Annotated in this window: 20 protein-coding genes; 18 read left to right on the forward strand and 2 right to left on the reverse strand. The window is 70.1% G+C overall.

Annotated elements, in window-relative coordinates:
- The first annotated feature begins 199 nt into the window (after window positions 1–199).
- From AC07DO_RS13130 to AC07DO_RS13155, 6 genes are all read left to right on the forward strand, one after another.
- Window positions 200–571: a hypothetical protein gene (locus AC07DO_RS13130; RefSeq protein ID WP_479059234.1), complete on the forward strand. Its 372-nt coding sequence runs from the start codon at window positions 200–202 to the stop codon at window positions 569–571.
- Between the two features lie 459 nt (window positions 572–1,030).
- Window positions 1,031–2,386: an aminotransferase class III-fold pyridoxal phosphate-dependent enzyme gene (locus AC07DO_RS13135; RefSeq protein WP_479059236.1), complete on the forward strand. Its 1,356-nt coding sequence runs from the start codon at window positions 1,031–1,033 to the stop codon at window positions 2,384–2,386.
- A gap of 127 nt (window positions 2,387–2,513) precedes the next feature.
- Window positions 2,514–3,209: a GntR family transcriptional regulator gene (locus AC07DO_RS13140; protein ID WP_479059237.1), complete on the forward strand. Its 696-nt coding sequence runs from the start codon at window positions 2,514–2,516 to the stop codon at window positions 3,207–3,209.
- A complete protein-coding gene (locus AC07DO_RS13145) occupies window positions 3,206–5,614 on the forward strand; it encodes a dolichyl-phosphate beta-glucosyltransferase (protein WP_479059238.1) in 2,409 nt (802 codons plus the stop codon). Before AC07DO_RS13140 ends, AC07DO_RS13145 begins: the two co-directional genes overlap by 4 nt.
- A 153-nt stretch (window positions 5,615–5,767) precedes the next feature.
- Entirely contained in the window at window positions 5,768–6,418 is a 651-nt protein-coding gene (locus AC07DO_RS13150) for a hypothetical protein (RefSeq protein WP_479059239.1), read from the forward strand.
- A 127-nt stretch (window positions 6,419–6,545) separates the two neighbouring features.
- Complete coding sequence (locus AC07DO_RS13155; protein WP_479059728.1) at window positions 6,546–7,160, forward strand: dihydrofolate reductase family protein; 615 nt, start codon at window positions 6,546–6,548, stop codon at window positions 7,158–7,160.
- Window positions 7,161–7,173: 13 nt separating this feature from the next.
- Here AC07DO_RS13155 and AC07DO_RS13160 read toward each other — a convergent pair whose 3' ends face one another.
- Window positions 7,174–7,980 carry an SLATT domain-containing protein gene (locus tag AC07DO_RS13160; protein WP_479059241.1) on the reverse strand — a complete coding sequence of 269 codons (807 nt, stop codon included), beginning with the start codon at window positions 7,978–7,980 and terminating at the stop codon, window positions 7,174–7,176.
- A gap of 242 nt (window positions 7,981–8,222) precedes the next feature.
- Here AC07DO_RS13160 and AC07DO_RS13165 point away from each other — a divergent pair, with 242 nt between their 5' ends.
- From AC07DO_RS13165 to fxsT, 6 genes are all read left to right on the forward strand, one after another.
- Window positions 8,223–8,567, forward strand: a complete 345-nt coding sequence (locus tag AC07DO_RS13165) for a YbaB/EbfC family nucleoid-associated protein (RefSeq protein ID WP_479059242.1) — start codon at window positions 8,223–8,225, stop codon at window positions 8,565–8,567.
- 84 nt (window positions 8,568–8,651) lie between these two features.
- Entirely contained in the window at window positions 8,652–9,251 is a 600-nt protein-coding gene (gene recR / locus AC07DO_RS13170; protein WP_268772516.1) for a recombination mediator RecR, read from the forward strand.
- Complete coding sequence (locus tag AC07DO_RS13175) at window positions 9,244–9,903, forward strand: DUF5063 domain-containing protein (protein WP_479059244.1); 660 nt, start codon at window positions 9,244–9,246, stop codon at window positions 9,901–9,903. The genes recR and AC07DO_RS13175 overlap by 8 nt, the downstream gene beginning before the upstream one ends.
- A gap of 173 nt (window positions 9,904–10,076) precedes the next feature.
- Window positions 10,077–10,409: a helix-turn-helix domain-containing protein gene (locus tag AC07DO_RS13180; RefSeq protein WP_479059246.1), complete on the forward strand. Its 333-nt coding sequence runs from the start codon at window positions 10,077–10,079 to the stop codon at window positions 10,407–10,409.
- Window positions 10,410–10,493: 84 nt separating this feature from the next.
- A complete protein-coding gene (locus AC07DO_RS13185) occupies window positions 10,494–10,625 on the forward strand; it encodes a hypothetical protein (RefSeq protein WP_479059248.1) in 132 nt (43 codons plus the stop codon).
- 15 nt (window positions 10,626–10,640) lie between these two features.
- Window positions 10,641–13,994, forward strand: a complete 3,354-nt coding sequence (gene fxsT, locus AC07DO_RS13190; protein WP_479059249.1) for an FxSxx-COOH system tetratricopeptide repeat protein — start codon at window positions 10,641–10,643, stop codon at window positions 13,992–13,994.
- On the opposite strand, the gene AC07DO_RS13195 is transcribed toward fxsT, so the two are convergent.
- Entirely contained in the window at window positions 13,984–14,388 is a 405-nt protein-coding gene (locus AC07DO_RS13195) for a hypothetical protein (RefSeq protein WP_479059251.1), read from the reverse strand. The genes fxsT and AC07DO_RS13195 overlap by 11 nt on opposite strands.
- An 84-nt stretch (window positions 14,389–14,472) precedes the next feature.
- Between AC07DO_RS13195 and AC07DO_RS13200 the strand changes: the two genes are divergently transcribed.
- The 6 genes from AC07DO_RS13200 (at window position 14,473) to AC07DO_RS13225 (ending at window position 19,956) form a co-directional block, all read left to right on the forward strand.
- On the forward strand, window positions 14,473–15,279 hold the full coding sequence (locus tag AC07DO_RS13200; protein WP_479059253.1) for a helix-turn-helix domain-containing protein: 807 nt from the start codon (window positions 14,473–14,475) through the stop codon (window positions 15,277–15,279).
- Window positions 15,276–15,536 (forward strand): DUF397 domain-containing protein, encoded by a 261-nt coding sequence (locus AC07DO_RS13205; RefSeq protein ID WP_479059255.1) that lies wholly within the window; start codon window positions 15,276–15,278, stop codon window positions 15,534–15,536. The genes AC07DO_RS13200 and AC07DO_RS13205 overlap by 4 nt, the downstream gene beginning before the upstream one ends.
- Window positions 15,537–15,810: 274 nt before the next feature.
- The gene (locus AC07DO_RS13210) at window positions 15,811–16,752 is read left to right on the forward strand and encodes a hypothetical protein (RefSeq protein ID WP_479059256.1); all 942 of its coding nucleotides are present in this window, start codon (window positions 15,811–15,813) and stop codon (window positions 16,750–16,752) included.
- 50 nt (window positions 16,753–16,802) lie between these two features.
- Window positions 16,803–17,381, forward strand: coding sequence for a Uma2 family endonuclease (locus AC07DO_RS13215; RefSeq protein WP_479059258.1), 579 nt, complete (start codon window positions 16,803–16,805; stop codon window positions 17,379–17,381).
- Between the two features lie 248 nt (window positions 17,382–17,629).
- A complete protein-coding gene (locus AC07DO_RS13220; RefSeq protein WP_055569707.1) occupies window positions 17,630–18,901 on the forward strand; it encodes an aspartate kinase in 1,272 nt (423 codons plus the stop codon).
- On the forward strand, window positions 18,898–19,956 hold the full coding sequence (locus AC07DO_RS13225; RefSeq protein ID WP_479059260.1) for an aspartate-semialdehyde dehydrogenase: 1,059 nt from the start codon (window positions 18,898–18,900) through the stop codon (window positions 19,954–19,956). The genes AC07DO_RS13220 and AC07DO_RS13225 overlap by 4 nt, the downstream gene beginning before the upstream one ends.
- Window positions 19,957–20,189: the final 233 nt, after the last annotated feature.

Here is a 20,189-nt window from a genome sequence, read left to right on the forward strand (position 1 = left end):
CGGGGTCTTAACCGGACGTTAGGAAACGATGCGGCACAGTGGCGGGATGAGGAAGTGGCGGAACGCGGTCGTGACGGCGGCGTGGGTTGCCGTGGGGACGGCTGCGGGGGCGCTTGGCGCTTGGCAGTTGGCGAGTGCTGATGGGGCGGGGGGTGCGGCGCACAGTCGTCCGTTGGACGAGGCGGCGGTACGGAGAGCCTTGACGGCGTTTTCGTCACCCCCCACGTCACGCCCTACGCCGACGATCCCGCCCCCTTCCTCGCCCTCGTCCCCCTCCTCGACGCAGACGCCGCCCCCCTCCTCGGCGCCCTCCGCCGACCGCTCCACGGTCCGCTTCACCGGTGGCTCCGCGACGGTGGAGTGCCGGGCCGACGGTACGGTCCGCCTCGTCTCCTGGAGCCCGGCGGACGGGTTCCACATCGACGACGACGTGGAGCGTGGGCCTGCGGCGGTGGCTCGCCTGGAGGCGGAGCCGGGCGACGACGACGAGCAGTCCGACCTCCCGTACGAGATTCGCTGCGCGGGGGGCACGCCGAGGGCGAAGGTCGTCCCCGACACGGACGACGACTGAGGCCACCCTTCCCGTGCGGGCCGCCCGTGCTTGCTCGGACGCGGTCTGTTCTTCCGCGCGGCCCGAATGCGGCCGCTCGCGCAGTTCCCCGCGCCCCTAGGCAGTCCCCCCACAGCCCCCCGTCCGACCGCCCCCGACGGACCTGGCCTCTGGGGAGGCGCCCAGGAGTCCCACCCAAGGGGCGCGGGGAACTGCGCGATCAGCCCCCACCGGCCCGCACCCGGGCAACACGGCACCCGAGCCCCGGGTGACCCAGGGGCGCGGGGAACTGCGCGACCAGCCCCCACCGGCCCGCGGCCGAAAAGCCACCGCCCCCCCGGGGGAGCGAGCCCCGTGTGGCCCCGCACGAACGGAGGCGGGGAAGCCGCCCCGCCACGCGACACTCTGTCGGGTTCCACACGTCACGTGAGACAAGACGCCCATGTCCCGTCCACTCCGTGGACATCTACCCTCGGCCCCATGACCCCTCAGCCGAATCCCCAGGTCGGCGCCGCCGTGAAGGCCGCGGACCGCGCACACGTCTTCCACTCCTGGTCCGCGCAGGAGCTCATCGACCCGCCGGCCATCGCCGGTGCCGAGGGCGCCTACTTCTGGGACTACGACGGAAACCGCTACCTCGACTTCACCAGCGGCCTCGTCTACACCAACATCGGGTACCAGCACCCGAAAGTCGTCGCCGCCATCCAGGAGCAGGCGGCGACGATGACGACGTTCGCCCCCGCCTTCGCCGTGGAAGCCCGCTCCGAGGCCGCACGCCTCATCGCCGAGCGGACCCCCGGCGACCTGGACAAGATCTTCTTCACGAACGCCGGCGCCGACGCGGTCGAGCACGCCACCCGGATGGCCCGCCTGCACACGGGCCGCCCCAAGGTGCTCTCGGCCTACCGCTCGTACCACGGCGGCACCCACCAGGCCATCAACCTCACCGGCGACCCGCGCCGCTGGGCCTCCGACACCGGCACGGCGGGCGTCGTCCGCTTCTGGGCGCCGTTCCTCTACCGCTCCCGCTTCTACGCGGAGACGGAGGCGCAGGAGTGCGAGCGCGCCCTCCAGCACCTGGAGGACACGATCGTCTACGAGGGCCCGCAGACCGTCGCCGCGATCATCCTGGAGACGATCCCCGGCACCGCCGGCATCATGATCCCCCCGCCCGGCTACCTCGCCGGCGTCCGCGCGCTCTGCGACAAGTACGGCATCGTCTTCATCCTCGACGAGGTCATGGCCGGCTTCGGCCGCACCGGCGAGTGGTTCGCCGCGGACCTGTTCGACGTCACGCCGGACCTCATGACCTTCGCGAAGGGCGTGAACTCCGGTTACGTACCGCTCGGCGGCGTCGCCATCTCCGGCGAGATCGCGGAGACCTTCGCCAAGCGCCCCTACCCGGGCGGCCTCACGTACTCCGGGCACCCGCTGGCCTGCGCCGCCGCCGTCGCCACGATCAACGTCATGGCGGAGGAGGGCATCGTCGACCACGCGGCGAACCTCGGCGCCCGGCTCATCGAGCCGGGCCTGCGCGAGCTCGCCGAGCGCCACCCGTCCGTCGGCGAGGTGCGCGGCGTCGGCATGTTCTGGGCCCTGGAACTCGTGAAGGACCGGGAGACGCGCGAGCCGCTCGTGACCTACAACGCCACCGGCGAGGCGAACGCCCCCATGGCCGCGTTCGGCGCCGCCGCGAAGAAGCACGGCCTGTGGCCGTTCATCAACATGAACCGCACCCACGTGGTCCCCGCCTGCACCATCACCGAGACGGAGGCCAAGGAAGGTCTCGCGGCTCTGGACGCGGCGCTTTCAGTGGCGGACGAACACACCGTATAGCGCCCCTCACCTGGGGTGACGGCTCAGGTGGGGGTGCCGTGCGCGCTCCCGGGGCCGGAACCCCGACCGCGTAGTCTGGCGTGCTCGTAAGCAAGACGACCACGCCAGACTCCGCGGGGGAATCCAGATGCCCGGCACCGACGGCCCCGCCGTCATCCGCAGCACTCTGCGTCAGCAGATCGCCGACGCCCTCCGCGACGAGGTCCTGGCCGGCAGGCTGGAGCCGGGCCAGGAGTTCACGGTCAAGGAGATCGCCGAGCAGTACGGCGTCTCCGCGACCCCCGTCCGCGAGGCCCTCGTGAACCTCACCGCGCAGGGCCTCCTGGACGCCGACCAGCACCGCGGCTTCCGCGTCCACGAACACACCCTGGACGACTACCGCGGCATGCTGCAGGCCCGCGCCCTCATCGCCGACGGCATCTTCCGGGACCTCACGGCACACGGCGCCCGCAGGGACACGGCGGACGCCCTGTTCTCCGTACGCCGCCGCGGCGAGGAAGCCGCCCGCGCCGCCTGCGCGGGCGACCTGACCGTCCTCATCGGCTACGACCTCCGCTTCTGGCGCGAGCTCAGCGCCCTCTTCGGCAACGCCTACCTCTCCGACTTCCTGCACCGCCTGCGCGTGAAGTCCTGGGTCTGCGCCGTCACCCACCTCCGCCGCTGGAGCGACATCAACGGCGGTGACCTGCGCGGCCTGCTCTGGTCCCGGCACACCGAGCTCGTCGACGCCCTGGTGCGCAAGGATCCGCGGGCGGCCCACGAGATCGTCAGGGAGTACAACGCGCACTCCCTGTCCCTGATCGAGCGGCTGGCCGCTGCATGAGTGTGGACCTGTCCGTCGTCGTTCCCGCCTACAACGAGGAGCAGCGCCTGGGCCCCACGCTCGACGCGCTCCGTGACCACCTCGAGACGACCTACCGGGGCGCCTGGGAGCTGATCGTCGTCGACGACGGCTCCACCGACCGGACCGCGGAGATCGCCGCGGAGGCGTCCGCCGCGGACCCCCGCGTCCAGCTCCTGCGGGGCGGCCGCAACCGCGGCAAGGGCCACGCGCTGCGGCTCGGCGTCCTCGCCTCGTACGGCCGCCGTGTCCTGGTGACCGACGCCGACCTCGCCGCGCCCATCGAGGAGCTCGACCACCTCGACAAGGCGCTCACCGACGGCCACGCGGCCGCGATCGGCTCCCGCGCCCGCCCCGGCGCGACGATCGACACCCACCAGCACCGGCTGCGCGAGCTCCTCGGCCGTACCGGCAACTTCCTCATACGGTCGGTCGCCGTCCCCGGAATCCGCGACACCCAGTGCGGCTTCAAGCTCTTCGACGGCGACCGGGCCCGTGAGGCGTTCACCGCGTCCCGGCTGCACGGCTGGGGCATCGACGTCGAGATACTGCAGTACTTCGAGCGGGCGGGCTGGCCCGTCGCCGAGGTGCCCGTGCGCTGGTCCCACCAGGAGGGATCGAAGGTCAGGCCCCTCGACTACGTGAAGGTCCTCGCCGAGCTGACGACCCTCAAGGCCCGTTCGGTCCGCCGGGCCGACCTCCTCGTCGCGCTGCTCTTCCTGACCCTGTCGGTCACCCTCTACTCCAGCCGCTGGACGGCTCCCGCCCACCGCTACATCCCGGACTCGCTCCAGGACCAGAACCAGTGGGAGTGGTTCTTCGCGGTGACGGCGGACAACGTCCGCCACCTGAACAACCCCCTGTTCACCACCCTCCAGAACGTGCCGGACGGCGTGAACCTCATGGCCAACACGGTCATGCTGGGCCTGTCCGTGCCGCTCGCCCCCGTGACCTGGCTCCTCGGCCCGGCGGTCGCCCTGAACGTGGCGATGACCGGCGGCCTCGCGGCCACGGCCGTCAGCTGGTACGCGCTGATCCGCAGACGCCTCGTCCCGCACCGGGGCGCCGCCGCCGTCGGCGCGGCCCTCGCCGCGTTCGCGCCCCCGATGGTCAGCCACGCCAACGCCCACCCGAACTTCATCGTCCTCTTCATGATCCCGCTGATCATCGAGAGGGCACTGCGGCTCTGCGAGGGCACGCGCGTCGTACGCGACGGCGTCGTCCTCGGGCTCTGCACGACGTACCAGATCTTCCTCGGCGAGGAGCCGCTCCTCCTGGCGGCGCTCGGCATGCTGCTCTTCGCGCTCGCGTACGCGGCCGTGCGCCGCGACGTGGCACGCGCCGCCTGGCGCCCGCTCGCGCGCGGCCTCGCCATCGCCCTCGCGGTCACGGTCCCCCTGGTCGCGTTCCCCCTCTACTGGCAGTTCTTCGGGCCGCAGAGCTACAAGAGCGTGCTGCACGGCGACAACGTGGGCAACAGCCCGCTCGCCTTCTTCTCCTTCGCGGAGCGCTCGCTCGCCGGCAGCCACGAGACCGCCGACCACCTCGCCATGAACCCGACCGAGCAGAACGCCTTCTACGGCTGGCCGCTCGCCGCCCTGGCCTTCGCGATCGTCGTACGCCTCTGGGAGCGCACGGTCGTCAAGGCGCTGGCGTTCACCGTGCTCGGGGCCGCGCTGCTCTCGCTCGGGCCGAAGTTCCGCGTTCCGCTGACCGACATCGTCCTGCCGGGGCCGTGGGCGGTGCTTTCCGGCCGACCTCTCTTCGAGTCCGTCATCGAGTCGCGGGTCGCGATGGTGTGCGCCCCGGCGCTCGGCATGCTGCTCGCGCTGGCGCTCGCCCAACTGCTGCGCGCTCCGCGGCGCGCACACCGCCTCGCGGGAGTGGCGGCCGTCGCCCTCGCGCTGCTGCCGATCTTCCCCGCGCCGCTGAAGGCCGTGGACCGGGTCGACGTGCCGCCGTTCATCGCGCAGGGCACCTGGCGGACGTATCTGGGCGAGGGCGAGACCCTCGTCCCGGTGCCGGTCCCCGACCCCGCCAACGCGGAGGGCCTGCACTGGCAGGTCGACGCCGACCTGGGCTTCCGCATCCCCGGCGGCTACTTCAACGGCCCCTGGGGCCCGGACCGCGTCGGCATCTACGGCCCCTCGCCCCGCAACACCTCCACCCTCCTCCGCGACGTCCGCTCCTCGGGCCGCGTCCCCGAGGTCACGCCCGCCTGGCGCGAGGCGGTCCGCCAGGACCTGGAGTACTGGAAGGCGGGCCTCCTCGTCCTGGCCCCGCAGCAGAACGACGGGGAACTGCGCGCGACCGTGGACGCACTTCTCGGCCGTCCCGGAAAGTGGGTGGGCGGCGTATGGATATGGGACCTGCGCAAGGGCAGTTAGGGGACAGGAGCGCGGCTACGCTGCCTGCACGCGGGGCCGGGTCGCGTCCCCGCGGTCGTGGGCGGGCGTGTGCCCGCGGTCGTGGACACGTCCCTGCCGTAACCGCACGTGCACGTAACCGTTCCCGCCCCCACCCGACCCGAGGAGACCTTCTTGGCCTGCGACTTGTGGCTGGTTCCGCTCGTCGACGTCTTGTGTCACAGCGCCGACAACCCGTTCGCGGAAGAGCTCGCCGTCTACGACAAGGCACTGCACGAGGCGGGCCTCCCGCCCGTACCCGTCTTCGCCTACATGCCGGGCCTGTCCGGCGACGTCGCCCCGGTCGCGGGCTTCGACTACGACGCGCTGCATTTCCTGCGCCGCGCCTACCTCCTCCAGATCTGCGGCCTCGAGGTCACGCCCGTGGACGAGCTGGGCGGGGACTACGAACAGCTCCTGGAGATGTTCGACGCCACGGCCCAGCAGTCCCACCTGGTCTGGCACTACGACCACGCGGGGGCGTACGTCCCCGTGGACTTCCCGGCCCCGCTCTCCAACGACGAGCTCCTCGCGGGCGGCGGCCCGCTGGGCTCCTCGCAGGCGCTGCTGCGGGAGCTGGAGTACGTCGCCCCGTCGATCGGCATAGACGCCGCCAACCCCCCGCTGGCCCCGGCCCCGCCGTCGGCCCCCACGTCCCTGGAGGAGCCCGCGGCTCCGCCCCCGCCGGACGAGAGCCCCTTCGCGCGGGAGCGCCACGTGTGGCTGGGACTGCACGCGGCGGCGACACGGAGTCTGGCGCAGGGCTCAATGATCATCTACAGCTAGCGATGAGTTCGGGCGCCCGGCCCGGTCTGACTGTCGTACGCGCGTGCACGCGCGTACGTACAGACGATGGAGGAGCGACGTGAACCGGAAACAGAAGCGGCGGCAGCTGCTGAAGGTCCAGAACTTCATGGTGTCGCAGGACGGCTTCGGCACCGGAGAGGGCCAGAGCCTGGAGCGCCCGTTCGGCCACGCCGACCCCCGGGAGATGTCCGCCTGGGCCGGCGCGACGGCGAGCTGGCCGAACCGCACGGACGACGGCGGGACCCGCGGCCTCGACGACTACTTCACCCGCGACTTCAGCCACAACATCGGCGCCGAGATCATGGGCCGCAACAAGTTCGGCCCTCAGCGCGGGCCGTGGCAGGACCACGAGTGGCGCGGCTGGTGGGGCGACGAGCCCCCGTTCCACACCCCGGTGTTCGTGCTGACCCACCACGAGCGCCTTTCCTTCACGCTCTCCGACACCACGTTCCACTTCGTCGCCGGGGACCCGGCCACGGTCCTGGAGCAGGCGAAGGAGGCGGCGCAGGGCAAGGACGTCCGGCTCGGCGGCGGTCCCTCGATCGTCCGCGAGTTCCTGGAGGCGGACCTGGTGGACACGCTGCACGTGGCGATGGCGCCGATGAAGCTCGGGGCGGGGGTAAGGCTCTGGAACTCGCCCGAGGACCTGACCGACCGCTACCACCTGGAGGTCGTGCCGAGCCCGAGCGGAGTGACCCACCACTTGTTCTGGCGCAGGTAGAACGCCGCTCGGGTCACCGGGGCTCGGGGGGCCGCTGCCGGGGCATGTTGGGCCGGGCCCCTGGCGGCAGCGGAAACCGCCCGGGGGAGGCCGGTGCCTCGCGCGGCGCCCCGCCCGGCACCGTCGCGTGCATGGCGGGCGGCACGGGCCCGGCCCGGAACTCCACCATCCAGTCGGAGGTCTCCGCGCGCACGAGCTCCGTCACGTCGTCGGTGAACTTCCGCAGCACCCCGAGGCACCGCTCGGCGGCCTCCCCGGCGGTGCCGTCCGTGGGCCCGAGGACCTCCCGCACGCTCTCCGAGGCCCAGTCGAACTGAAGCACCTGCAGTCGCCGCTGCACGGCCTGCGCGGTCGCCACGTCCCGCATCCACCCGGACGTGAGCCCGAAGAACCGGTCGCAGCCCACGCACGCGACCCCCAGGAGCAGCGACACGAACCCCCATCCGGCGAGGCCACCGGTGGCCCCCTGGCTCCCCGCCCCCGCTCCCGCCAGGTCGAGCAGCGGCAGCACGCCGGCGCCCACGGCGCCCAGGGCGGCGCCCACGCGCAGCAGGCGCGCGGCGCGCCGCTTCCTGCCGCGGTCGGTGAGGTACCAGTCGGCGGTGTTCAGGGCGCCCCGCTCCACCCAGCGGTAGAGCTCGTCGAGCCGCCCGGCGGGGTCGCCCCAGTCACCGAGGGGAAAGGCACGCCCGGTCAAATCCCGCGAGGGGGCGCCCCCCGATGGGGTGGCCCCTGATGGGGTGCCCCCCGAGCCCCCAGAACCCTGCCCCTCGGGGGGCTCGGGGGGCACCCCCTCGGGCTGCATCTCCGGCTGGCTCACCCGGCACTCCTCCAACGAGATCACGCGTATCGACCCCAATTCCTACCGCCCAATGGGTGGCCATGAGCCCTGTTTCACGGCTTTTCCGCCTGGAAGAGCTGCTTGATCAGGTATAGGAGGACGCTGGATCTCACTCGAAAGAGTGCTGGGGCGACCCGCCCGCCGACCACGTAGGCTCGTTCTTGGCGGCAACCCCGCCAGATGGACCCGCACAAACGGACCCGTACGAAAGGGAGCTGATCGTGATCCCCGGTGGTGGCCAGCCCAACATGCAGCAGCTGCTCCAGCAGGCCCAGAAGATGCAGCAGGACCTCGCGGCGGCGCAGGAGGAACTGGGCCGCACGGAGGTCGAGGGCCAGGCGGGCGGTGGCCTCGTGAAGGCGACGGTCAACGGCTCCGGCGAGCTGCGCGGCCTGGTGATCGACCCGAAGGCGGTCGACCCCGAGGACACGGAGACGCTGGCGGACCTCGTCGTCGCGGCGGTCCAGGCGGCCAACGAGAACGCGCAGGCGCTGCAGCAGGAGAAGCTGGGCCCGCTGGCGCAGGGCCTGGGCGGCGGTGGCGGCATCCCGGGGCTTCCCTTCTAAGAAACCCCCCGGCCAACTACGGTACGTAGAAGACCGGCACCCTCGGCAGGACAGCTGCCGACAGCACTACGGGAAAGGCGTTCCGTGTACGAAGGCGTGGTTCAGGACCTCATCGACGAGTTGGGCAGGCTGCCCGGCGTCGGTCCCAAGAGCGCGCAGCGGATCGCCTTCCACATCCTCCAGACGGAGCCCACGGACGTACGCCGCCTCGCCCATGCCCTCCTCGAGGTCAAGGACAAGGTCCGCTTCTGCGCGACCTGCGGGAATGTCGCGCAGGAAGAGCTCTGCAACATCTGCCGCGACCCCCGCCGCGACCCCTCGGTGATCTGCGTGGTCGAGGAACCGAAGGACGTGGTGGCAATCGAGCGGACCCGCGAGTTCCGGGGCAAGTACCACGTCCTGGGCGGCGCGATCAGCCCGATCGAGGGCGTCGGCCCGGACGACCTGCGCATACGGGAACTCCTCGCGCGCCTGGCCGATGGCACGGTGACGGAGCTCATCCTCGCCACGGACCCGAACCTGGAGGGCGAGGCGACGGCGACGTACCTCGCGCGCATGATCAAGCCCATGGGCCTGAAGGTCACCCGCCTGGCCAGCGGACTCCCTGTCGGGGGAGATCTGGAATACGCGGACGAGGTCACCCTGGGCCGCGCCTTCGAGGGGAGACGACTCCTAGATGTCTGACGCGACGCTGAACACCGTGACCGACAACCCGGACGACTTCGCCGTCCAGATCTCCGACCAGATCGGGAGCTTCATCGTCTCGGTCAGGGAGGTCGCGAAGGGCGACGAGCCGGACTCGGCGGTCCCCTTCCTCCTCCTGGAGGTCTCCCAGCTCCTCCTGGCGGGCGGCCGCCTGGGCGCGCACGAGGACATCGTCCCCGAGGAGCGCTACGAACCGGACCTGGGCCCCGAGCAGGACGTCGACGACCTCCGCGAACGCCTCGCGTCCCTCCTCGACCCGATCGACGTCTACTCCGAGGTCTTCGACCCGTACGAGCCCCGCAAGGCCCCGGTGCCCTGCCGCATCTCGGACGACCTGGCCGACGTGGTCGCGGACCTCTGCCACGGCCTGGCCCACTACCGCGCGGGCCGCACCACGGAAGCCCTCTGGTGGTGGCAGTTCTCCTACTTCTCCAACTGGGGCTCCACAGCCTCCGGCGCCCTCCGAGCCCTCCAGTCCCTGGTGGCCCACGTCCGCCTGAACCAGCCCCTGGAAGACCTGGACGGCCTGGACACGGACGAGGACCTCCAGGCGGACGGCCTGGAGGAGGAAGCGGGCCGGGTCATGGCGGAGGAGATCGCGGGGCCGTTGGGGCTGCGGACGGTCAAGTAGGGCCCTGACCCACAAATGGCCCCCATTCACTCGTTGAGCTGAGCATATAAGGATTTCCTTCTAAAGGCCGGACGCTGGAGGGACTGGTACCAGGAGGCGATGCCCGTGGCCGAGGCGCGCTATGACGAGTACCTGGCGTCACGGGACGGTGCAGGAGAGGGCGGAGGCGTCTGATGGGTGAGTACAGCAGCTGGGCAGAGGTGAAGCGCCGGATGCGGGAGAACGCGCCCGACGTGTCCGACGCCGAGTCGGAGCGCCGCAAGCAGACGGCCCGCACCGCCACCGAGGCACACGTCCTCGGGCATCATCTGCGGGAGATCCGCGAAGAGCAGAACCTGACACAGGCGGACGTCGCCGAGGCGGTCGGGATCTCACAGGCACGGGTTTCACAGGTCGAGCGGGGCGAGATCCACAACTTGGAGACGATGCGCTCGTACGCGGCGGCGCTCGGCGCGAGACTCACGGTGTCCATCGAGTACGGGGATCGGGTCGGCGGCGCGGCATGAGGTGGTCAACTCGCCCCGGACCAGCCTTCTTTGCTGTGACACGGCGCTACGCTGAAGCACAGAACCACGCTAGAGGTGGGGGCCATGGCGGACGAGGCGAAGGCGGCGCGCTCCAAGGGCACGGTGAACCGGCTCAAGGTGACGTTGCAGCCGGTCGACTCGGAGACGGGTGAGGACGCGCAGGTCGGGGACGACGTGGGGGAGCGCCCCCGGTAGGGCGGCGGCCACGTCATGGACGTACGACGGGTCGTGGAGATCTGGAACCCGGGGGCGAGGTGCGCCGGGACCGGGTACTTGGTCGTGGACCGGATCGTCCTCACGGCGCTGCACAATGTCCGGGGCGTCGGGCGGCTGGAGGTCCGCCGACTCGGCCCGGACGGCCACGAGCAGTGGACCGAGGCCGAGCTGCTCTGGCCGGAGCAGAGTCCGGATTCGCAGCAGGACGCGGCACTGATCTACGTCACGGGCGCGTCCTGGACGCCGCTGCCGCCCGGTGCCACCCCGATGCGGTGGGGCCGCATCGATCCGGCCGTCGCCGACAGCAGACTCGGCTGCCTCGCGGTCGGGTTTCCGCGGTCGGAGGTGCGGGACGGGGTCCATGACACCAAGGAGATCCGGGGGCATGTCGAATCGCTGACCGGGCTGAAGTCCGGCGGTGAGCGCATCACGGTGTACGTGGACGGGGTCGCCGCCCCCAGCAAGCCGGACGGCACGTCGCGTTGGGCGGGGACGTCCGGCGCGGCGCTGTTCGCGCGGGGCCGGTTGATCGGCGTCGTCACGACCGACCGGGCGCGGGACTACGAGGCCGATCAGCTCACCGCCGTCTCCGTGGCGTCGCTCGCCGCGCGGCCCGGGTTCGCGATGGCGGTGAAGGCGGCGGGCGGGGACCTGGTCCTGGAGGACGTCAGCGCGGCGTCCGACACGGGGCCCCCGCGCACGGCGTACGACGTCGAGGTGCCCAGGGGGATACATAACCTCCCCGACCTTCCGTCGCGCATCTTCGTCGGTCGGGACGAGGCGCTCGCCGCGCTGGGCCTGGCCCTCTCCGAGGACTCCCAGACGATCACGCAGACCCTGCACGGGCTGGGCGGCGTCGGCAAGACGACGCTGGCACTGCACTACGCCCACGACCACCGGAACGCGTACCGGCTGGTGTGGTGGATCCCCGCGGACACACCCGAGCTGATCGACACGGGCCTGGCGGCGCTCGCGGCACGTCTGAGGGGTGACCGCGCGCCCGCCCTCGCCACGGCACAGGCGGCATCCTGGGCCATCGGCTGGCTACAGACCCACCCGGGCTGGCTCCTGGTCTTCGACAACGTGGAGAGGCCGGAGGACGTTCGCGCGGTGACGGGCCAACTCCGGAACGCGGGACGCCAGTTGATCACCAGCCGCTGCAAGGGAGGCTGGTCGGGCGAGCCGATCCCACTCCCCGTACTGGACGCCGAAGCGTCCCTGGACCTGCTCGCCCGCCTGACGGATGGCGACGAAGAGGAAGAGGCCCGCGCGCTGGCCGACGAGCTGGGCCACCTGCCCCTCGCCCTGGAGCAGGCGGGCGCCTTCATCGCGCAGACCTCGATCACGATCGGGGAGTACCGCGAGATGCTCCGCGCGTACGCGCGGCACACGACGGACGCCGCCCCCGAGGGCTCGGACCCCGCACGGACGATGGCCCGGATCTGGCGCATCACGTTGGACGCGCTCCACGAGCGGGACCCGCGCGCGGTGGACCTCCTACGGATCGCCGCCTGGTACGCCCCGACGGGCATCCCCCGCGACCTCTTCACGCCACTCGCCGAGAACCCCGTCGACCTGGCCGCGCTCCTGGCCCTCCTGGCCAACTACAACATGATCACCCTCGACCGCTCGACGCTCGGCGTCCACCGCCTCGTCCAGACAGTGGCCCGCACACCGTCGGAGGATGACCCGCACCGCACCGATTCCCTGATCACAAAGGCCCGCGACCGAGCTGCGGCTCGGATGTGCGACATGCTCCAGGGCGACCCGCTGGGCAACGTGGCTGTATGGCCGACGTGGAGAAGACTCCTGCCGCATGCCGAAGCCCTGTTGGAGGCGTGGTGTTCTGGCGAGGACACCGAGGACACCTCGGACACCGAGGACACGTGCGTAGTGATCAATAAGGTCGCGTCATACCTTGAAGGTCAAGGGGAAGTCCGTAAGGCCATCAGTCTCTTTCACCGCGGTGCGGAATCTGCCGATCGAGTGTTCGGCGAATCGCACCCGGACACGTTGAAGCTACGCAACAACTTGGCGGGGGCCTATGAGACATCCGGTGATGTGGTCCGTGCGATCTCTCTGTACGAGCAGACGTTGTCCGATTTGCTGCGGGTGTTGGGTGAGGATCACCCGGACACGTTGAGGGCGCGGAACAACCTGGCCTTCTCGTACAGGACGGCGGGCGATGTGGGCCGTGCGATCTCTCTGTACGAGCAGACGTTGTCCGATTTGCTGCGGGTGTTGGGCGAGGATCACCCGGACACGTTGAGGGCGCGGAACAACCTGGCCTTCTCGTACAGGACGGCGGGCGATATGGGCCGTGCGCTTCCCTTGTACGAGGAGACGCTGACCGCGCGACAGCGGGTGTTGGGCGAGGATCACCCCGACACCCTGTCGTCACGCAACAACCTGGCGGGCGCCTATAAGGCGGCGGGTGACGTAGGTCGTGCGACCGCCTTGTACGAGGAGACGCTGGCCGCGCGGCTGCGGGTGTTGGGTCCGGATCACCCCAACACCTTGTCGTCACGGAACAACCTGGCGGGCGCTTATCAGGCGGAGGGCGATGTGGTGCGTGCGCTCGCCCTGTACGAACAGATTCTGGCGGACAGCATCCGTGTGCTGGGTGCGGACCACCCGGGTACGTTGACGTCGCAGAACAACCTCGCCTTTGCCTATGAGTCGGCGGGTGATGTGGGACGTGCGCTCGTGTTGTACGAGCAGGTGCTGGCCGACTGCGACCGGGTATTGGGCGCGGATCACCCGAATTCACTGGGAGCGCGGAACAATCTCGCCTTGGCCTACGAGTCGGCGGGTGATGTGGGACGTGCGCTCGTGTTGTACGAGCAGGTGCTGACGGACTGCGACCGGGTATTGGGCGCGGACAGCCCGCAGACGCTGAAGTGCCGGAACAATCTGGCGGGTGCGTACATGCGGACGGGTGATGTGGGCCGTGCCCTTGAGTTGTACGAGCAGGTGCTGACGGACTGCGACCGGGTACTGGGCGCGGACAGCCCGCAGACACTGCTGTCCCGGAACAATCTGGCAGGGGCGTACATGGCGATGGGTGACGTGGGTCGCGCCATCCCTCTGTATGAGGAGACGTTGGCCGCGCGGCTGCGGGTGTTGGGCGCGGACCACCCGGACACACTGCTGTCGCGGAACAACCTCGCGGGCGCTTGTGAGGCGGCGGGCGACCTGGGGCGTGCGGTTCCCCTGTGTGAGCAGACGCTGAGCGACTGCGTTCGGGTGCTGGGGACGGAGCACTCGACCACCGTGGTCGTACGTCAGAACCTGGCTGCCATGCGTACCCGGGACCGGGACTGGCAGTTCGGGGAGTCTACGGACTGACCGGGTCCAGGGCCGCCAGCAGCTGGCCCGGCACGACGTACGGTGCGGTCGGGGTCGGTTCCGAGTACCAGAACAGGGGCCACGTGTTGCCCGCCAGGGCCGGGACGCCGATGTACGTCACCGTGCGGCACCCCGCCCCGCCGAACCGCTGCACGCCCAGCGGCCAGCTGTGGTCCCTCGCCGCGCCCGGCGCCACGAGGAAGTACATCCAACGGAACCCCGTCGCCTCGCAGATGACGGGGCCGGCGTTCCCGTCCGCCTGCGCGACCAGCCGCGCGGCGACCTGCTCCCCTCGTACGCCCTGGATGCGCAGTGCGTCGAAATGGACGCCGGAGACGCGGAGATGGTGGCCCGCCAGGGGAACCCACTCCGGCCAGTGAATTGCGTTCGTCATGGTCACACCGTGGTGCGTGCGGGGCTACGCTCGGTAGTGACTGAGGGGATACGCGCCTCCGTGTATCCGACGGAGGTGGTCACTGTGTCCGTGCAGTACAACCCGACCTGGCGGTACAGCGGGAACCAGTTGAAGCGGTGGCGCATGAAGGCGAACGTCACGCGTGAGGAGCTGGGTGCCGCCTCCCATTACGCGCCGGACACCATCAAGGCCATGGAGCAGGGCGTCAGGATGCCGACCGCCCGGGTGCTGGACGTGGCCGACGGGATGTGTGGGGCGGATGGGCTGCTGAGCGCGGGTAAGGACTACGTCAGGGCGGAGAAGTTCCCGCCCCGAGCCCAGGACTTCATGGAACGTGAGCGCGAGGCCATCGCCCACTGGTCGTACGAACTGGCGCTCGTACCCGGCCTGTTGCAGACTCCCGAGTACATGCGCTTCCTGATCGGCAACCGACGCCCGCCACTCGATGAGCGCACGGCTCGGGAGCGGATCGCGGCGCGCGAGGAGCGGCAAAGGCTCCTGACGCGTCGACCGCTCTCGTCCTTCGGCTTCGTGCTGTACGAGGCTGTGTTGCGTTGTCCGTTCGGTGGACCGGACGTACACAAGGGGCAACTCCTGCGGTTGCTGGAAGCGGCGGAGTTGCCCAACATCGAGCTGCAAGTGCTGCCGTACGACCGGGCCATCTCAACGGCGCTCATCGACCCGATGGTGTTGCTGGAGACACCTGACCATGAGCGGTTCGCCTACTCGACCGGCCAGTCCATCAGCCAGCTGACTACTGATCCCCCGGTGGTCAGCGCACACATTGAGAGGTTCAGCATGATTCGCACTGTCGCATTGGATCCCGTCGAGTCGGCCCGGTTCATCGAGCGGATGGTGGACGCGCTGTGAGTGACCGGCTGACGTGGTCCAAGTCGAGCTACAGCGACGACGAGGGCGACAACTGTGTGGAGGTCGCCCTCGACTGGTTCAAGTCGAGCTACAGCGACGACGAGGGAGCCAACTGCCTCGAAGTCGCCCGGGGTTCGGGCACGGGCATGACCGTGGCCGTCCACGTCCGGGACTCGAAAGACCCCGCGAGCCCCGAACTCACCGTCTCCGGCCCCGCCTGGGCCACCTTCATCACCGCAGTTCAGCCCGGGGCTTGAGCCCCGGGACCCGAGCTCTTTCCTGGGTCTGGTTCACCGATGAAATGAACCCAACCAACCTGACCAAAAGGGGAGTTGCGGGTTCCGTCACCCTCAAGGGTGACTTTCCGTAGTCAGCTTGCGTCGGAACGTAAAGCCGCTCTAGGTTCGCGGCAATAGAACGGCCTCGGTCGGTGCGCCAACACCGGCTCCGAGGCCTAGTCCTACGATCGATCAGAGGTCGACCGTGGCTTGCGCCAACCTTAATGCCGCCCTCCCCTCCCCGTCCCACCCGATGGCCAAATCGGGGTACGGGAAACGCCTCGCGGGTGACGCGAAACCGGACACCGAGCCCGACTTCGCACACTTGGCTCCCCGCGACGCCGAGTTCGCGACGTTTGTCGATCACCTCCCCGACGGTGCCGCGATGGGCCACAAGGTCATCGCCGCCGAACACCCCCGCTACGGCCAGCAGGCCACCCGCACCTCCCTGCGGCGCCTCACCGAGGCCGGTCACCTGCGCTGGGTCAAGGAACACATCACCGTCGAGGACAACTCGATGCGGTGGGTGACCAGGACGTACTGGTCCAGGGAGCCCAAGTCCCCGGCGTGGTGGGCCGAGTTCGTACGGGCCCGGCACGGGCGGGACGTCACGGACGCCTACCAGTCGGGGCTGGCCAGGGCGACCGAGCCGGAGCAGGATCAGGCCCCGCCGCCCGCCGACGAGCCGAGCACCGCCCACCACACCCTCGCCCAACTCCGCACCGCCGACCGCCGCATGGCCCTGTCCGAGGGGGAGTGCAGACAGCTGGAGCCCCGAGCGGCGGAGTGGCTGGAGCGTGGCGCGACGCCGCAGGACATCACCCGCGCCCTCACCGACGCGCTGCCGCCCACCGTCACCAACCCGGGCGGACTCGCCCGTACCCGACTGGAGAACAAGATGCCCCCCAAGCGCCGGGCCCCCGCCAAGGCACGTGGCCGCGTCACGCGAGCCGTCATGATCTGCCCGTTCTGCGAGGAGCCCGACACGTCCGTCGAGCTGATCAACGGAATCTGCACGGAGTGCTGCCCGCCGGAGGAGCGGTCGGGATACGTCCCGGACACGTTCCTCGCGAGGCCGCCGCGCCCGCGCCCCGCAGGAGGCGACGCGGGGCACGACTCCGTCGTGGACGTCACCGAGAAGGTGGCGGAGCTGCGCCGGGCCGCCGGGCTGCCGACGGGGCGGGGCGGCGTATGAGCGTGCAGGACGTGCCGGTCCGGGCACCATGGAGTCAAGGAGGCGACGCCATGACCCCCAGGACCACCGACCGGCCCCAGATGTCCGTCGAGGAATTCGAGGAGCTGGCCAGCCGTGCGCCCGAGACGGTGCGGTTGGAGTTCATCAATGGAAAGGTCCAGGTCAAGCCGGTGCCGGATGGTTCTCACGGCCAGATCGTCATGTGGCTGATCAAGCTCTGCATGCAGCAGCGCCCAGAGCTGTCCCTGTTCCCCGAGCAGGGCCTCAAGGTCGAGGGCTACCGGAACGGCCGGGCCCGCCCGGATGGCGTGCTCGCGCCGGATGAGAACTTCGTGGGCCAGGGGCAGTGGGCCGAGCCGGCCGGCGTGCTGATGGCATTGGAGGTTACCTCCTACGACCAGGACGCCGACCGGCGCGACCGTGTCGAGAAGCCCGACGGGTATGCCGCCTCCGGCATTCCGGTGTACCTCCTCGTCGACCGGGACGCGGGCGAGGTTCGGGTGTACGCGGATCCGAAGGACGGGAGGTACCGCAGCCTCGTCCGGCGGGCGTTCGGCGACGCCGTTGAGCTCCCCGACCCCGTCGGGTTCACCCTGGACACGGCCAAGCTCAAGGACTACACCGCCTGAGGCCCCCGGCCAGGCACCGTCAGAAGCTGTGACCCACCCCACTTTCCGGAGTGCCCCGCTCCGAACCGGGCATGTGCCAAGCCGAGCGGTCGGAACGTACGCCCCGAGAAGCGGGAACGTATGCCCGGATGATCAACTCGTGAGCGGGACATCTCACGATGTGATATCGGCCTGGCGAATTTCGGCCGCTCGTTAGACTGAGCCGACCGCAGTAGTGCGGTAAGAGACGGACTGAGCGAGGAGCGCACGTGAGCCTTGTCGTGCAGAAGTACGGAGGCTCCTCCGTAGCCGATGCCGAAGGCATCAAGCGGGTCGCCAAGAGGATTGTCGACGCCAAGAAGAACGGCCATCAGGTCGTTGTCGTGGTGTCCGCCATGGGTGACACGACGGATGAGTTGATCGATCTTGCCGGGCAGGTTTCACCGATCCCTGCCGGGCGCGAATTCGACATGCTGCTGACCGCTGGTGAGCGGATCTCGATGGCCCTGCTGGCCATGGCGATCAAAAACCTGGGCCACGAGGCCCAGTCGTTCACGGGCAGCCAGGCCGGCGTCATCACCGACTCCGTCCACAACAAAGCGCGGATCATCGATGTCACCCCGGGCCGCATCCGGACCTCCGTCGACGAGGGCAACATCGCCATCGTCGCCGGGTTCCAGGGCGTCAGCCAGGAGGGGAAGAACATCACGACCCTCGGGCGCGGTGGCTCGGACACGACGGCTGTCGCTCTCGCCGCCGCTCTCGACGCCGAGGTCTGCGAGATCTACACGGACGTGGACGGCGTCTTCACCGCCGACCCGCGTGTGGTGAAGAAGGCCCGGAAGATCGACTGGATCTCGTTCGAGGACATGCTGGAGCTCGCGAGCTCCGGCTCCAAGGTGCTCCTCCACCGCTGTGTGGAGTACGCCCGCCGTTACAACATCCCGATCCACGTGCGGTCCTCGTTCTCGGGGCTTCAGGGCACATGGGTCAGCAACGAACCGCAAGGGGACCGCAAGGTGGAGCAGGCCATCATCTCCGGTGTCGCGCACGACACCTCCGAGGCCAAGATCACGGTCGTCGGCGTGCCCGACAAGCCGGGCGAGGCCGCCTCGATCTTCCGCGCCATCGCGGACGCCGAGGTCAACATCGACATGGTCGTGCAGAACGTGTCGGCCGCGTCCACCGGACTCACCGACATCTCCTTCACCCTTCCCAAGGCCGAGGGCCGCAAGGCCATCGACGCCCTGGAGAAGACCCGCGCGGCCATCGGCTTCGACTCGCTCCGCTACGACGACCAGATCGCGAAGATCTCGCTCGTGGGCGCAGGGATGAAGACCAATCCCGGTGTCACCGCGACCTTCTTCGAGGCGCTCAGCGACGCCGGCGTGAACATCGAGCTCATCTCGACCTCCGAGATCCGCATCTCGGTCGTCACGCGCGCCGACGACGTGACCGAGGCCGTCCGTGCCGTGCACACCGCCTTCGGGCTCGACTCCGACACGGACGAGGCCGTGGTTTATGGAGGCACCGGCCGATGAGCCGTAAGCCGACGCTCGCGGTCGTCGGAGCGACCGGGGCCGTCGGCACCGTCATGCTCCAGATCCTGTCGCAGCACGCCGACATCTGGGGCGAGATCCGACTCGTCGCCTCTCCGCGCTCGGCCGGCAGGAAGCTGACCGTGCGCGGGGAGGAGGTCGAGGTCGTCGCCCTCACCGAGGACGCCTTCGACGGGGTCGACGTCGCCATGTTCGACGTACCCGACGAGGTGTCCGCGCAGTGGGCGCCCGTCGCCGCCGCCAAGGGCGTCGTCGTGGTCGACAACTCCGCCGCCTTCCGGATGGACCCGGACGTCCCGCTGGTCGTCCCCGAGGTCAACCCGCACGCCGCGCGCGTGCGGCCGCGCGGCATCGTCGCCAACCCGAACTGCACGACGCTCTCGATGATCGTCGCCGTCGGCGCGCTGCACGCCGAGTTCGGTCTGCGCGAGCTCATCGTCTCCTCGTACCAAGCGGTGAGCGGGGCCGGACGCGACGGCGTGGACACGCTGCGGCGGCAGCTGAAGCTGGTCGCGGGCAGCGAGCTCGGCACCAGCCCCGGAGACGTACGCCGTGCAGTCGGCGACGACACCGGCCCCTTCCCCGAGCCCGTGGCGCTGAACGTCGTGCCGTGGGCCGGGTCCCTGAAGGACGACGGCTGGTCGTCGGAGGAGATGAAGGTACGGGACGAGTCGCGGAAGATCCTCGGGCTCCCCGGGCTCCGCGTCGCCGCCACCTGCGTACGCGTCCCCGTCGTCACCACGCACTCCCTCACCGTCCACGCCCGCTTCGAGGACGAGGTGACGGTGGACCGGGCGCGCGAGATCCTCGCGACCGCGCCGGGCGTCGTGCTCTTCGACAACCCCGCCGCCGGGGAGTTCCCCACCCCCGCGGACGTCGTGGGCACCGACCCGACCTGGGTGGGGCGGGTCCGGCGGTCGCTGGACGACCCCACCGCACTGGAGCTCTTCGTGTGCGGGGACAACCTGCGCAAGGGAGCCGCGCTGAACACCGCGCAGATCGCGGAGTTGGTGGCCGCGGAGTTCACGGCCGGCTGAGGCCATCTCCGCATCTTCATCGGTATTGGTACATACCACCCCAGGGCCGAGCCCTACGGGGGATCTGTGTAAGTTCTGTGTCCAACTCAGTGGTCGTGCGTCCTTGAACTGGATCATCTCCACGTTCGAAGATTCGCATCTGATCACTGCAACCGGCGACAGGCGGGGGGACGTCTTTAGCGGTCGCCCTTAGGGGCGGCCCGAGCGCCGGAATAATGGGCATAGGGGAAGAG

The sequence above is a fragment of the Streptomyces sp. NPDC045678 genome (assembly GCF_056432085.1).